This window comes from Moellerella wisconsensis ATCC 35017 (assembly GCF_001294465.1).
In the GTDB taxonomy this organism is placed as follows: domain Bacteria; phylum Pseudomonadota; class Gammaproteobacteria; order Enterobacterales; family Enterobacteriaceae; genus Moellerella; species Moellerella wisconsensis.
Genome location: NZ_LGAA01000018.1, coordinates 280065 through 293040, shown reverse-complemented (window position 1 = coordinate 293040; position 12976 = coordinate 280065). Strand labels below are relative to the sequence as shown.

Genomic DNA, 12976 nt, shown 5'->3' with positions numbered 1-12976 from the left:
ATTATTTATGGCTGTTGCACTTTCTGCCTGTGCACCAAGTGCAAAAACAGAAGGCACTGGTGGCTATATTGACGATTCTGTGATCACCACGAAAGTTAAATCTGCGTTATTAGCCGAGAAAGATCTAAAATCTACACAAATCAGTGTCGAAACCTTTAAAGGTCGAGTACAACTGAGCGGATTTGTTAACTCAAAAAATGCCGCAGAACGCGCAATACAAGTTACTCGCGGCGTTAACGGAGTACAAAGTGTTATTGATTCAATGAAAGTACGCTAAATACTGGCCCATCATTAAATTGATCTATCCTTTAAAATCAGCTTCTATTGAAGCTGATTTTTTATATTGCCAAAGTTATCCAATAAATAGACTTATTCGCCGTCGAGAAGACACGGTTATTGAAATACATTTAAAGAATTTTTATGTTAATCTAAATTTAAACTATATATCTGATTGCTATACAGCTTTAAGTTATAGTAAAAGTGTATTTTAAATGCCTGTTATATTTTATTGTTATTTATATTTTGAATCTATTTTCTAATCACCTTTTTCATTTTCTCTGTTTCTTATTAGTTTATTTCTTGTCCTTACATATCAAAAAAATTAGTATCAAAGCAAATAGAGCGAAGATAATCATTAAGAAATAATAGACATAAAAAAACGGGGCGAACGCCCCGTGAATTACCACTAATAATATAACCGGCGGATCAATTAGAAACGATAGCCAACACCAAACATGAAGACGAATGGATCTAAGCGAGTATCAACCTTAACTTTTTGGTCACCTGCTTTGAATTTAACATCGGTATCTAAATCAATCCACCACAGTGACGCATTCAGCATCCAGTTTTCATCCAGCATATAATCCATACCAGCCTGCGCTGCAAAGCCCCATGAGCTAGACAGACTTAAGTCGCTTAATCCTTTTGATTTACCATTAGCATTAAATTTCTCATCAAAGAAAAACGTATGGTTAATACCGGCACCTAAATAAGGACGTAATTTGTCTTGTTTATTACCAAAGTAATACTGTGCCATTAATGTGGGTGGTAAATGATTAACAGTTGCAATCTCACCCTGATTACCCAAGCTGATTTTATGTTCGAAAGGCGTTGCTGCTAATAATTCAACACCAATATTATCGGTTACCATATAACCAAAAGTCAGGCCAAGCTGAGTATTATTATTAGCATCAAAAGAACCTAATCCTAATACATTTTCAGACCCTGCATTTGGACGTACAGTTGCCGTCCCAGCACGGAAAATAAAATCACCTTCTTGGTGAGCGAAAGAAATACTTGGCGCAATAGTTGCCGCCGCTAATACGATTGCCGCTAATTTTTTCATTATCATCCCATTCCTGTGTTTTTTATTCTTAGGGGAATATACTCTTTAATTGTATTTTATGATCTAATCAAGATCACAAGTTTTAATAAATAGAGTCATATCCCGTCAATTTTCAATTATTATTCCATTGATGTATTTTTTATTTTTGATGTAAATCAATTTTTTATGGTTAAGCTAAAAATAGATAATTCCTATAGAGACAATTTATTTTTTTTGATGTTTTAATCATCTAATGAAAAATTATTTGTACAAATTAATCACAGATAAATTTGTTTATTGATAAACCTATCTTTATTGATGGCATAATTATCCGAGTATTGATTAATTATCATAAATTTAGCTATCCACATTTCACGGTGTATTTTTCTACAAACTCACCGACTTTTCGCCTCTGCTACTACCTTCTCAAGCCAGAGTCAGTTACAATTGCGCCCAATTGTTATGCAGCCCATAGATTAGGAGCAGTTTCATGTCCATTACGGCCAATTCACTTATCCGTGATAGCGTCAATTTTTTCAAAAATCAACTGAATGGCCTTCTCACGATATCGCTTCTCGCCACCGTGGTTAGTGTCGTTATCTATTATTTGATGATCCCCAATAAAGAGATGATTGCCGTCGTCTTCGAAGCACAAAATAAGTTGGCAGAATCAGGTAATGCAGGACTACAAGAATGGATTAAAGAATTATCAGACCAAGATAAAAGTAGCATTTTGCGGGTTTCTTTTGGCCTAATTTTATCAATTACCCTAGGCAGCTTATTATTGGTTTCTGGTACACTATCCTATATTCTGGCTTTATCTAAAGGTGAGGAAGTTAGCGGGCTGCAAGCGCTGTTACAATCAAGCGGCAAATTAGTCAGCATGTTTATATTGTTATTAGTTTGTTCATTATTGATCCAGTTAGGCACCGCAGTAATGATCTTACCTGGTGTGATTTTAGCCATTGGATTTTCATTAGCACCATCGATTTTAATGACCGAAAAAGTTAATCCATTCAGTGCAATGGCTCGGAGTTGGAAACTAGCCTATGCTAATTGGCGAATTATTTTACCGATGATTTTAATTTGGATGGCTAGCCAAATGTTGGTTGGGTTACTTTTAGGGCATATCCCACTGCCTGATATTATTATCAATGGGCTATCTTTCTTTATTAATAATATTATCGCCGCATTTGTGCTAATTTACTTTTTCCGCTTATATATGCTGGTGCAACCACCGCAGGCATGATCGTACTAACATGATAAAATTTTTGACGGTCAGCGTAGATAAATAATCTCTGCTGGCCGCCAAATTTATCCAACAAATAGGCATTATCGCCCCCTATCTAATCTTTCTTTATTTCCCCTATTTCTGGCGTAATTACTGTATTTTGTTTCTCTTTCTGCTGACTTAATTGCTTACTTTGTATCAGACGAATAGCAAAATATATATCCGGAACCACCAGCAAATCATCATCACAACGATTTATTTTGTTCTGTTCTAGCCAGCGATTAATTGATGTACGTCTGCCCGCCAGCACCAATGTCACGCCTTTGGCTTTTAGGCTGGTTACGATTTCATTCAATGCTGAGAAAACACTGATATCGTTATGAGTAAAACTAACGGCTGCATCGACAATCACCCAAGCTGGGCGCTTAGGTTGATTATCCAGGTGTTTATGCAGTCGTTCTTTAAAATAATTGACATTAAAATAGGTCAAAGGCGAGTTAAAACGATAAATTAAAACACCTTCAGGTGAGTGAATATGATTATCATCGGCTATTGAATGGATCATCCCCTGAAAATCAGTACCTAATAACTGATCTGTTGGCCGAAAAATAACTCGAATAAACTGTAATAGTCCTAATAATACCGCTAACCCAATTCCGGTTATTAGCCCAGCGACTAATACAGAAAATAAGGTAAAAATAGCTAAAGTGAAAGCTTCTCTATTACGCTTTCGTATCGACCAAATTTGGCGAAAACTTAATAATGACCAAGTTGAAATCATTAATACCATGCCTAATGCAGGTAATGGTATATAGCTTAGAAAATTAGTTAAAAAGAGCAAAACTAATAAGATAGTCAGCGCAGCGATAACCGAGACCATTTGAGTTTTACCACCCATCATATCATTGACCGCGGTACGACTACTTGCCGCACTAACCGCAAAACCTTGCGATAATACCGAAGCCATATTGGCTATCCCTAATGCCCTTAACTCTTGATCTGCATCGACTTGATAACCATTTTTACTAGCAAAACTGCGTGCCGTCATCATAAAACTGACAAAACTTATCACCGCTAAGTTTAACGAGGGAATAATTAACTCACGGATCAGTCCTGGAGGAAAGTCTGGCATCGGTATTGAAGGTAAACCCTCGCCCAGAAATCCGACAATTTCGATTTTATACTGAGTAAAATCCATCAACATACTGATTAATGTTGCTAGTAACATCGCAATGAGTAATGATGGCCATTTACTACGAAATCGTTTAATAACTATGGTGATAGCTAAAGTTAATAGCGCCACAATGACTGTAGGAATATGTGCAATATGCAGTAACTGAGGGAGAGCAACCAAACGCTCTATAAATGCTGAAGGTAAATGATGAATACCAAATACTTTACCTAATTGACTGACAATAATCGTCAACGCAACGCCATTTAATAATCCCTGTAAAATCGGCTTAGATAAAAAATCGGCAAATGCCCCCAAATGAAAACGTGCCGCTAGAATACACCAAAATCCGGTCATTAAACTCATGACGATAATTAATTGCCAACGTAAATTTTCATCCCCCATCGCCAAAGGAGTTACTGCTGCTGCAATGACAGCACAAGTTGCTGCATCAGGACCAATAATTAGTTGGCGCGAAGTACCAAATAATGCGTAGGCAATCATCGGCAATATACAAGCATAAAGACCAATTATGGCATTAATTCCCATTAGTTCAGCATAGGCAATCGCCACCGGTAATGCCACAGCCGCTACCGACAAACCCGCTTTAATATCCGCACTAAGATAGTCTTTATTGTATTGTGCTAATACTTTTATTCCGGGCGCCCAATTAAATAACCTCGCCTTTAGCATAATTGAAAATTCCCTACTCAATTAGTCAGTTAACTCCATCGTTCCTTAAGTTATATCCGAAGCACATAACTTAAGCTAGCATCACGGCCAGATAAACTGGCATTGGTGCTAAGTTGATTACATTTGGATTGATTTTATCGCCTAATTACACGCAAAGTTTTAACATTCGCCCTAAATTACGCTAAGATAGCCAGAATAATTTGTAACACCAACAGTTAAGCGCTATTTGCACCGCAACGATGCAAACATATGATGGAATTAGCCATAATCAATGATCTTAGCTTATCACGATCGTTTGATGGCTAAATGACTTACAACAATGGATCGGAAACAACTAATATGAAGCAACTGATTGAATTCATCCCACTCATTATTTTCTTTATCGTATATAAAAAAGTGGATATCTTTTATGCTACCGGCGCTTTAATGATTGCGACGGCATTAGCTATGCTTGTCACGTACTTGATGTATAAAAAAATTGAAAAAAGTGCCAAAATTACTGCAGGCGTAGTGATGGTTGTCGGTGCCTTGACTATTTTTTTCCATGATGCGGTCTTTATCAAATGGAAGGTCACCATTATTTATGGAATTTTTGCTTTAGCCTTACTTGGCAGCCAGTGGTTTACTGATAAACCCCTCATTCAACGAATGCTAGGTAAAGAACTAACATTGCCGCCATTTGTTTGGACTAAACTCAATATCGCTTGGTCACTGTTTTTTATCGTCTGTGCGCTGGTAAATGTTTATGTCGCATTTTGGCTTTCAGAAGATATTTGGATCAATTTTAAAGTATTCGGGTTAACCGCCGCCACCTTACTATTTACGGTACTTTCAGTGGTTTATATCTATAAATATATGCCTAAAGAAGCCAATAAATAATTTTTATTTCAACCTATACTGACGTTGTTAACCGCAATAGAGCTAGTCTAATTTTACTTAAATCTATTAATTAACATGATTAGCTTTATGATTAACTGCCTTAATGAAATAATTCACGCGATAAAAAAACACCTGCCAATGCAGGTGTTTTTTTATGTATCAGAAATAGGTGCAATAAATAGTAGATTATCGGCCTAATGCTCGGCGGATTTTTTCATCGGTTTTATATTGAGAGAGCGCGTAAACTGACCAAATAGCCGCGGGGATCCAGCCAATTAAGGTAACTTGTAAAATCAGGCAGATAATACCCGCAAAAGGACGACCAATAGTGAAAAATTGTAGCCACGGTAATAATATTGCCAGCAATAATCTCATAATCACTTAACCTCTGTTTATCCATTCAATCCCTCTTAGGTGCTTCATCGACCTCGACCAATAGAGAGAGTTGATTAAAATCATGGGGTTTTAATTAAAATAGCTTAATAAATAGGTCAGATTTAATCACTATAGTAACCAGATTAGTGATTAAACAGCAACGCTAAGCACACTTTTTTATCTATCTTTGCATAACCATAAATAAATAGATCCTTCTTCACGGTATGATCGCATGATTCACTACTGTAATAACAAACTATAAACGGGCCTATTTAGATAGTTTTTAAGCGTAAAAGTGATGACGCTAGCTATTATTCTAGTTTATCATTATCGAATAACCAAATTGAATTAGAAATAAGTTGCTGAATAAATGCCTGCCGATATAGATGATTATCTGCAAAATAGTTAACAGCATCATTAATTATAATTAATCTTATAATGTGATACCTAGGATGGCGCAAGCCATAATTTTATTACTACCATCATTTTATTGAAAAGAGTGATATATGCATTTACCGAATGGAGAGTTAGTACTTCGGACACTTGCCATGCCCGCAGATACCAATGCGAATGGTGATATTTTTGGTGGCTGGTTAATGTCACAAATGGATATCGGGGGCGCGATTCTGGCTAAAGAAATTGCATTAGGCCGTGTGGTTACTGTGGCAGTGAATGGCATTGAGTTTCAAAAATCGGTCTCTGTCGGTGATGTAGTGTGCTGTTACGCTCGCTGTCTAAAAACGGGAAACAGTTCAATTACAGTCAATATTGAAGTCTGGGTAAAGAAAGTATCTACAGAACCCGTTGGCCAGCGTTATCGAGCGACTGAGGCAACCTTTACCTATGTAGCTATTAATGATGAAAACAAACCACGTTTATTACCGCCTGAGAAACGTAATTTTGTCTTAGAAGGTTCAGGTTTATCAACTTGATGGCAAGTAATTTAATTCATATTTGAATTCATGTTTGGTTTGATAGATAGATGAAAAAATACCGGTGTTTTTAATATTAAAACACCGGTATTTTTTATTGGCTTATATTTGGCTAACAGTTCCGTCAATTTTAAACCGTATTTCAACAATTTTACCGGTTGTCGGTTGTGGTTTTTGCTCGTATAACCAACGGTTCATGGCTCGCTTGACTTCACGCTCAAATAATCCTTTAGGCGTAGCTTCAATAATTTCTACATTGGTAATTCGCCCGTCAGTATCGATATCATAACGAACTTTCACCACCCCTTCTTTACCCAGACGGCGTGCCCTATCAGGATAACTAGGGGCTTGTCGACGTAAGGCTTTAGGCCCACGAGCACCACTACTTGACGAATTTGTACTTCCTTGGTTATCCGTTTTTACCGTTTGCGCTGCCGGTTTACCGCTGTTTAGAGACTCAAGCGACGGGGTGTTTTTATCTGCTAACTTGTTTTCAATCGGCTTAATAGGCTGTTTTTTCTCTCGTTTTTGTTCTTTTTTTGGTTTTGGCTTCGGTTTTGGTTTTACTTCAGGTTTTTTTTCTGCAATCGCAATCGCCGGTTTAACTCTCGGGGGTGGCGGTGTCACAGGTTCGGGCTCTGGCTCAGGTTCTGGCTCCACCGCAGCAGATGATGAGGCTGACTCGGCAGCTGGCTCAGGTGATTCAAACGCTAGCATGGCGATAGTCATGGGTTCAGGGGGAGGCGTAACTTTGGGCTGATTAAACATCCACGCCATAGCTAACCCTGCATGCAGAGCTAATGAAAGCACAATAATAAAAATCCAACGAATACAACGCATAGCCTAATTTTATCCTACTGCCGAAATTATTCGTGAAACATCATGGGCTATAGTTTAAATGCAAATAGCAATCATATTCAATAAGGATTATCATTCAATCTTATTATTGTGCCAAAATTATGGCTTAAACTCATTCTTTCCATTCAGTAAATAACAGCGAACGACGGCTTTTATAAATATCTATCTTACGCATTGCGTAGATATGTAAATTACGTCGCGACTGTCCTTCTAGCCAACGGCGACGACGGCGAGTAGCTTGTCTTAACATTCTCCAACGACCGACTTCATTACGACTGCGTCTCATCTTTTACCCTTAAATTCTCAAGAAAATATGGATGATAATATTTTGTTGCAATATTATAGACCTTTAAACTAGGGATCCAAGGGGATGAGATAAGTTTTCAATTCACGTTGATTCGATAGATTAAATTATTTATCTTTAAGTCATTTAGTGCCAAAAACTAATATTAAAAACAAGTGCCAAAAACAATAGTTGAAAATGGTATTTTTATTAAAAAATGAAATCATAAAATGATAGCGGTAACTTTTATTAAATTATTTACTCATTTTCGCAGCTTTTAATCTAAATATTTGTTAAATTTAGCCAGCATCGGTATAAATCGTTGATTATCATTTTACTGTGATGATGTTCATCCACTTCACTTTTCGTCCCCCGAGGTTAGCATCTTAGTATGACAACAGTGTATACCCTATTGAGTTGGTTATTCTTTTTCCTTTATTGGCTATTAATTGCCGCTGTTACAGTGCGAGTATTGGTGAAGCGTCGTCCTGTCACCTCCGCCATGACGTGGTTATTAATTATCTATATTCTGCCATTAGTTGGGATTATTGCTTATATCGCCTTTGGCGAATTACATCTGGGCAAACGACGGGTAGCAAAAGCGCAACAAATGTGGCCTTCTGTCGCGACCTGGCTAGAAGGATTGCGGCATTCTAAACATATCTTTGCTACCGAAAATAGCGCTGTTGCTGAACCTCTGTTCCAACTATGTGAAAAACGCCAAGGAATTGCTGGGGTTAAAGGCAATCGTATTCAATTAATGACAACCTGTGAGGAATCACTAAAAGCCATTGTTAATGATATTAATAATGCCAGTCATTCAATTGAAATGGTGTTTTATATCTGGCAACCGGGAGGCTTAGTCGATGGTGTCACAGAGGCCTTAATCAACGCTGCAAAACGTGGCGTTAAATGCCGAGTTATGGTTGACTCTGCGGGCAGTTGGCACTTTTTCCGCGGCCCCTATCCTGACCAAATGCGTCAAGCAGGCATCGAGTTTATCGAGTCATTGAAAGTTAGCTTGTGGCGTTTTTTCCTACGTCGAATGGACTTACGCCAGCACCGTAAAATTATCTTAATTGATAATTATATTTCTTATACCGGCAGTATGAATATGGTTGATCCACGCTACTTTAAACAAGATGCGGGCGTCGGGCAATGGATTGATGTTTTGGTGCGCATGGAAGGGCCAGTCAGCACAACGTTAGGGATTGTATACGCTTTTGACTGGGAGATGGAAACGGGACAACGTATGTTACCGCCGCCGCCAGATACCAATATTATGCCGTTTGAGCGTGATGACGGTCATACGACCCAAGTTATTGCCTCCGGCCCGGGCTTTCCCGATGAGCTTATCCAGCAATCATTAATGACCGCTATTTTCTCGGCACGCAAACAGTTGATATTTACCACACCTTATTTTGTGCCTAGTGATGATTTAATGCATGCCATATGCACAGCAGCAATGCGTGGCGTCGATGTCAGTATTATTATGCCACGGCAAAATGATTCATTTTTAGTGCGCTGGGCAAGTCGATCGTTCTACACTGAATTATTAGAGTCCGGCGTTAAAATTTATCAATTCGAAGATGGTTTATTGCATACTAAAAGCGTATTAGTTGATGGCGAATTAAGTCTTGTCGGCTCGGTTAATTTAGATATGCGCAGTTTATGGCTCAATTTTGAAATTACTGTCGTTATCGATGACAAAGTATTTGGTAGCGATCTCACCATCGTTCAATATGATTATATTGCACGTTCTACCCGCTTGGAGCTTGAAGAGTGGGAACAACGCCCATTCTGGAATCGTATTGTGGAACGTTTATGTTATTTCTTTAGTCCGTTACTCTAACTTGTCCGTTACTCTAACTAGTTAAGGTGTTAACCAAGATGAATAGTTCTGTTAGCAATCAATTAATTACTGAAGATGATGCCTTAGAAATCGCGTACGACTTATTTCTGGAAGGTGCCAGCGAGCACTTAGAGCCGGCAGATCAAATTATTTTTAGTTTGCAATTTGAACAGTGTGGCGCGGCAGAAGTTATCGATGTGAGCGAAGATTGGCAGCAGCAATTAAACCGAGAGATTGATAGTCAACGTTTCTGTGAAGTAGTGATTGGGCTGGCGGAAGATGAAGATGCCGAACTAAAAGATATTTTCGCTCGTATTTTAATAAGCCGAGACTTATCACAGCCATTTTCACATATTATTTGGCGTCAGTAATTGCCCGAGTTACTGCGATAACTTATTAATATTACAATTAAAAATAGAAAAACTCGGGCTATTCTATACAGACCTAGTTTATTTGTCTCTTCACTGGCTAAATTATAATGGATCGATTTTCAAACATGAGACCGCATGCTTAAAACTGCCTTCTAGCAATGGTTTAGTTCTACCACATTCGTCGTCGGCCAACGGACATCGCGTACGAAAAACACAACCTGAAGGTGGATTGATTGGCGAAGGTAGCTCACCTTCTAGCAATTCGATTGATTTATTACGTTCTTTATCAGGATCTGGGACCGGTACCGCAGACATCAACGCTTTGGTGTAAGGATGCAGCGGTGAATTATATACCTGATCATAAGTGCCAAGTTCGACGGCATGCCCCAAATACATCACTAACACTCTATCTGAAATATGTTTTACTACGGCTAAATCATGAGCAATAAAAATTAATGATAGCCCCATTTCACGCTGTAATTGCTGTAATAAATTAACAACTTGCGCCTGAATTGACACATCCAGTGCCGATACAGGCTCATCGCAAATAATCAGTTTAGGCTCTAAAATCAATGCCCGGGCAATACCAATTCGCTGACATTGACCGCCAGAAAATTCATGCGGATAACGATTAATCAGATTGGGTAATAACCCAACTCTCATCATAATATTTTTTACTTTGTCCTCGATTTCAGCTGATTTCATTTTCGGGAAATAAGTTTTTAGTGGCTCAGCAATAATATCGCCAATCGTCATTCTTGGGTTCAATGAGGCCAAAGGATCTTGAAAAATCATTTGAATATCGCTGCGTACTTCTCGCCATTGTTGGGCATTCATGCCTAATAAATCGCGCCCTAACCAACTGACTGCCCCCCCTGAAGCTTTCACTAAGCCAATGATAGCGCGAGCTAATGTGGATTTACCACAGCCGGATTCCCCCACGACACCTAAGGTTTCACCTTCGTAAAGTCGCAGTGTCACCCCATCGACAGCTTTCAGTGATTTATCGGCTTGCCAAAACCACTGTTTATGATCTTTTATCGCGAAATGAACTTTTAGATCGTCAACTTCTAATAATACTTGGCGCTGTTCTAACGGGATCATGCCAACTCCTCAACGTGCTTAAAGCACGCTCGTAATCTATTTTGTGAGAATGCTTGTAACGTTGGCTCATGCTGGTGGCATCTATCATAAGCAAATTGACATCGAGGACCAAATGGGCAACCTTTAGGTAAACGTAACAGATTCGGAGGATTACCAGGAATAGTAGCTAAAATTTCACTGTTACCGTCTAAACGCGGTACCGCTTCAAGTAAACCAATAGAATACGGATGGGAAGGCTGATAAAATACGTCACGTGCAGTACCATACTCCATGGTACGTCCGGCATACATGACTAAAACTTTATCACAAACTCCCGCCACAACGCCTAAATCATGAGTTATTAGAATAATTGATGTGTTAAATTCATGTTTTAGCTCATTAAGCAATATCATAATCTGTGCTTGTACCGTCACATCTAATGCGGTAGTTGGTTCATCGGCAATTAATAATTTTGGCTGACATAATAACGCCATAGCAATCATAACGCGTTGGCGCATACCACCTGAAAATTCATGTGGATACATCTCCATCCGCTTGCGAGCCTCGGGCATTTTCACCGCGTCAAGCATACGCACAGATCCTTCATACGCCTGCTGCTTACTCATGCCCTTATGCAAACGCAATACTTCAGACAACTGGGTACCAATTTTTAAATAAGGATTCAATGACGTCATGGGATCTTGGAAAATCATTGAAATTTCTTCAGCTCGCATACGATTAAGGTGTTTTTCGCTAAGATGCAAAATTTCGCGTCCGTTGAACTGTGCCGAGCCACTGACTTTACCATTTTTAGCTAATAGCCCCATTAAGGCAAAAGCGGTTTGAGATTTTCCTGAGCCTGACTCACCGACGATCCCTAAGGTTTCTCCCGCGTTAAGTTCAAAATTAAGACGATTAACGGCAGTAACTTGACCGTCGGGTGTCGTAAATTCAACATTTAGCTCTTTGACTGAAAGCAATGATGTGGGCTGTATATTGTTCATTATTATCCCCTTAGCGATCTTTCGGGTCGAGGGCATCACGCAAGCCATCGCCAATAAAATTAAAGCAGAATAAGGTGGTCACCAAAAACGCTGCCGGAATTAATAATAACCATGGAGTGACTTCCATTGAGTTAGCGCCGTCGCTTAACAATGCCCCCCAGCTGCTTAAGGGTTCTTGGGTGCCTAATCCCAGAAAACTGAGAAAGGATTCAAATAAAATCATACTTGGAACTAGCAAAGAGGCGTATACCACTACCACCCCGAGCACATTGGGGACAATGTGACGCAAGATAATTTGCCGAGTTTTAACCCCACCCACCAACGCTGCTTCAATAAACTCTTTACGCTTTAAGCCCAACGTTTGACCCCGTACGATACGAGCCATATCCAACCAAGAAACCATTCCGATGGCCACAAAAATAAGTAAAATATTCTGTCCAAATACAGTGACTAATAAAATAACAAAAAACATAAATGGGAAAGAGTTAAGGATCTCGAGTAAACGCATCATCAAAGAGTCGATTTTACCCCCTAAATAACCCGATAGTGAGCCGTACAATGTGCCCACAATGACGGCAACAAATGCCGCAGCAACGCCCACCATTAATGAAATTCGTCCCCCTATGGCTACACGAACTAGCAAATCACGCCCGGAGGCATCTGTACCAAAATAGTGTCCACTGGCAAAATCTGGTGGCATCGACATCATATCCCAGTCGGTATCATCATAAAGAAATGGTGATAACATTGGGGCAAAAATTACAAATAGAGTGATTAGAAATAACAGACATACACTGGCTAACGCGGCTTTATTATTAATAAATCGCCGACGTGCATCTTGCCACAAACTGCGCCCTTCAATATCGAGCTGCTCGGAGAAACTTTCCAGAGCATCGCTGTTTTTTGAATGTAGTAACATA

At 39.1% G+C, this 12976-nt stretch carries 14 protein-coding genes; 6 read left to right on the top strand and 8 right to left on the bottom strand.

Translation table 11 applies throughout. The annotated features are described in order from the left end of the window. Positions 1-7 precede the first annotated feature (7 nt). Positions 8-277, top strand: coding sequence for a BON domain-containing protein (locus M992_RS09415; RefSeq protein WP_390892497.1), 270 nt, complete (start codon positions 8-10; stop codon positions 275-277). A gap of 432 nt (positions 278-709) precedes the next feature. On the opposite strand, the gene ompW is transcribed toward M992_RS09415, so the two are convergent. Continuing rightward, the gene (gene ompW, locus M992_RS09410; RefSeq protein WP_047256176.1) at positions 710-1345 is read right to left on the bottom strand and encodes an outer membrane protein OmpW; all 636 of its coding nucleotides are present in this window, start codon (positions 1343-1345) and stop codon (positions 710-712) included. Positions 1346-1814: 469 nt separating this feature from the next. On the opposite strand from ompW, the gene M992_RS09405 reads away from it, so the two are divergent. Then, on the top strand, positions 1815-2573 hold the full coding sequence (locus M992_RS09405; RefSeq protein ID WP_053908280.1) for a YciC family protein: 759 nt from the start codon (positions 1815-1817) through the stop codon (positions 2571-2573). A 97-nt stretch (positions 2574-2670) separates the two neighbouring features. Here the strand turns inward: M992_RS09405 and M992_RS09400 are convergent, their stop codons facing one another. Then, positions 2671-4419: a SulP family inorganic anion transporter gene (locus M992_RS09400; RefSeq protein WP_053908279.1), complete on the bottom strand. Its 1749-nt coding sequence runs from the start codon at positions 4417-4419 to the stop codon at positions 2671-2673. A 339-nt stretch (positions 4420-4758) separates the two neighbouring features. Between M992_RS09400 and M992_RS09395 the strand changes: the two genes are divergently transcribed. Continuing rightward, positions 4759-5298: a septation protein A gene (locus tag M992_RS09395; protein ID WP_053908278.1), complete on the top strand. Its 540-nt coding sequence runs from the start codon at positions 4759-4761 to the stop codon at positions 5296-5298. A gap of 186 nt (positions 5299-5484) precedes the next feature. Here the strand turns inward: M992_RS09395 and M992_RS09390 are convergent, their stop codons facing one another. Continuing rightward, entirely contained in the window at positions 5485-5673 is a 189-nt protein-coding gene (locus M992_RS09390) for a YqaE/Pmp3 family membrane protein (RefSeq protein WP_047256180.1), read from the bottom strand. A 506-nt stretch (positions 5674-6179) separates the two neighbouring features. Here M992_RS09390 and yciA point away from each other — a divergent pair. Beyond that, positions 6180-6605 carry an acyl-CoA thioester hydrolase YciA gene (gene yciA, locus M992_RS09385; RefSeq protein ID WP_053908277.1) on the top strand — a complete coding sequence of 142 codons (426 nt, stop codon included), beginning with the start codon at positions 6180-6182 and terminating at the stop codon, positions 6603-6605. A gap of 102 nt (positions 6606-6707) precedes the next feature. On the opposite strand, the gene M992_RS09380 is transcribed toward yciA, so the two are convergent. Together M992_RS09380 and M992_RS15080 are read right to left on the bottom strand one after the other, a co-directional pair. Beyond that, positions 6708-7445, bottom strand: coding sequence for a TonB family protein (locus tag M992_RS09380; protein WP_053908276.1), 738 nt, complete (start codon positions 7443-7445; stop codon positions 6708-6710). 130 nt (positions 7446-7575) lie between these two features. Then, entirely contained in the window at positions 7576-7749 is a 174-nt protein-coding gene (locus M992_RS15080; protein WP_134473676.1) for a YciY family protein, read from the bottom strand. Positions 7750-8137: 388 nt separating this feature from the next. On the opposite strand from M992_RS15080, the gene cls reads away from it, so the two are divergent. Together cls and M992_RS09370 are read left to right on the top strand one after the other, a co-directional pair. Then, positions 8138-9598, top strand: a complete 1461-nt coding sequence (cls, locus tag M992_RS09375; RefSeq protein ID WP_053908275.1) for a cardiolipin synthase — start codon at positions 8138-8140, stop codon at positions 9596-9598. Positions 9599-9636: 38 nt separating this feature from the next. After that, positions 9637-9969 carry an HI1450 family dsDNA-mimic protein gene (locus M992_RS09370; protein ID WP_047256185.1) on the top strand — a complete coding sequence of 111 codons (333 nt, stop codon included), beginning with the start codon at positions 9637-9639 and terminating at the stop codon, positions 9967-9969. A 102-nt stretch (positions 9970-10071) separates the two neighbouring features. On the opposite strand, the gene oppF is transcribed toward M992_RS09370, so the two are convergent. The 3 genes from oppF to oppC are packed head-to-tail and all read right to left on the bottom strand — an operon-like array spanning position 10072 to position 12975. Beyond that, positions 10072-11073: a murein tripeptide/oligopeptide ABC transporter ATP binding protein OppF gene (gene oppF, locus M992_RS09365; protein ID WP_053908274.1), complete on the bottom strand. Its 1002-nt coding sequence runs from the start codon at positions 11071-11073 to the stop codon at positions 10072-10074. Next, positions 11070-12056 (bottom strand): ABC transporter ATP-binding protein, encoded by a 987-nt coding sequence (gene oppD, locus M992_RS09360; protein ID WP_053908273.1) that lies wholly within the window; start codon positions 12054-12056, stop codon positions 11070-11072. The genes oppF and oppD overlap by 4 nt, the downstream gene beginning before the upstream one ends. 10 nt (positions 12057-12066) lie before the next feature. After that, positions 12067-12975, bottom strand: coding sequence for an oligopeptide ABC transporter permease OppC (gene oppC / locus M992_RS09355; protein WP_053908272.1), 909 nt, complete (start codon positions 12973-12975; stop codon positions 12067-12069). Position 12976 lies beyond the last annotated feature (1 nt).

Excerpts from the sequence above, each read along its gene's own strand:
- oppC (WP_053908272.1), bottom strand. The coding sequence starts at position 12,975 with ATGTTACTACATTCAAAAAACAGCGATGCTCTGGAAAGTTTCTCCGAG.
- M992_RS09400 (WP_053908279.1), bottom strand. The coding sequence starts at position 4,419 with ATGCTAAAGGCGAGGTTATTTAATTGGGCGCCCGGAATAAAAGTATTA.
- M992_RS09370 (WP_047256185.1), top strand. The coding sequence starts at position 9,637 with ATGAATAGTTCTGTTAGCAATCAATTAATTACTGAAGATGATGCCTTA.
- yciA (WP_053908277.1), top strand. The coding sequence starts at position 6,180 with ATGCATTTACCGAATGGAGAGTTAGTACTTCGGACACTTGCCATGCCC.
- M992_RS09380 (WP_053908276.1), bottom strand. The coding sequence starts at position 7,445 with ATGCGTTGTATTCGTTGGATTTTTATTATTGTGCTTTCATTAGCTCTG.
- M992_RS15080 (WP_134473676.1), bottom strand. The coding sequence starts at position 7,749 with ATGAGACGCAGTCGTAATGAAGTCGGTCGTTGGAGAATGTTAAGACAA.
- oppD (WP_053908273.1), bottom strand. The coding sequence starts at position 12,056 with ATGAACAATATACAGCCCACATCATTGCTTTCAGTCAAAGAGCTAAAT.
- M992_RS09405 (WP_053908280.1), top strand. The coding sequence starts at position 1,815 with ATGTCCATTACGGCCAATTCACTTATCCGTGATAGCGTCAATTTTTTC.
- ompW (WP_047256176.1), bottom strand. The coding sequence starts at position 1,345 with ATGAAAAAATTAGCGGCAATCGTATTAGCGGCGGCAACTATTGCGCCA.
- M992_RS09390 (WP_047256180.1), bottom strand. The coding sequence starts at position 5,673 with ATGAGATTATTGCTGGCAATATTATTACCGTGGCTACAATTTTTCACT.
- M992_RS09415 (WP_390892497.1), top strand. The coding sequence starts at position 8 with ATGGCTGTTGCACTTTCTGCCTGTGCACCAAGTGCAAAAACAGAAGGC.
- oppF (WP_053908274.1), bottom strand. The coding sequence starts at position 11,073 with ATGATCCCGTTAGAACAGCGCCAAGTATTATTAGAAGTTGACGATCTA.
- M992_RS09395 (WP_053908278.1), top strand. The coding sequence starts at position 4,759 with ATGAAGCAACTGATTGAATTCATCCCACTCATTATTTTCTTTATCGTA.
- cls (WP_053908275.1), top strand. The coding sequence starts at position 8,138 with ATGACAACAGTGTATACCCTATTGAGTTGGTTATTCTTTTTCCTTTAT.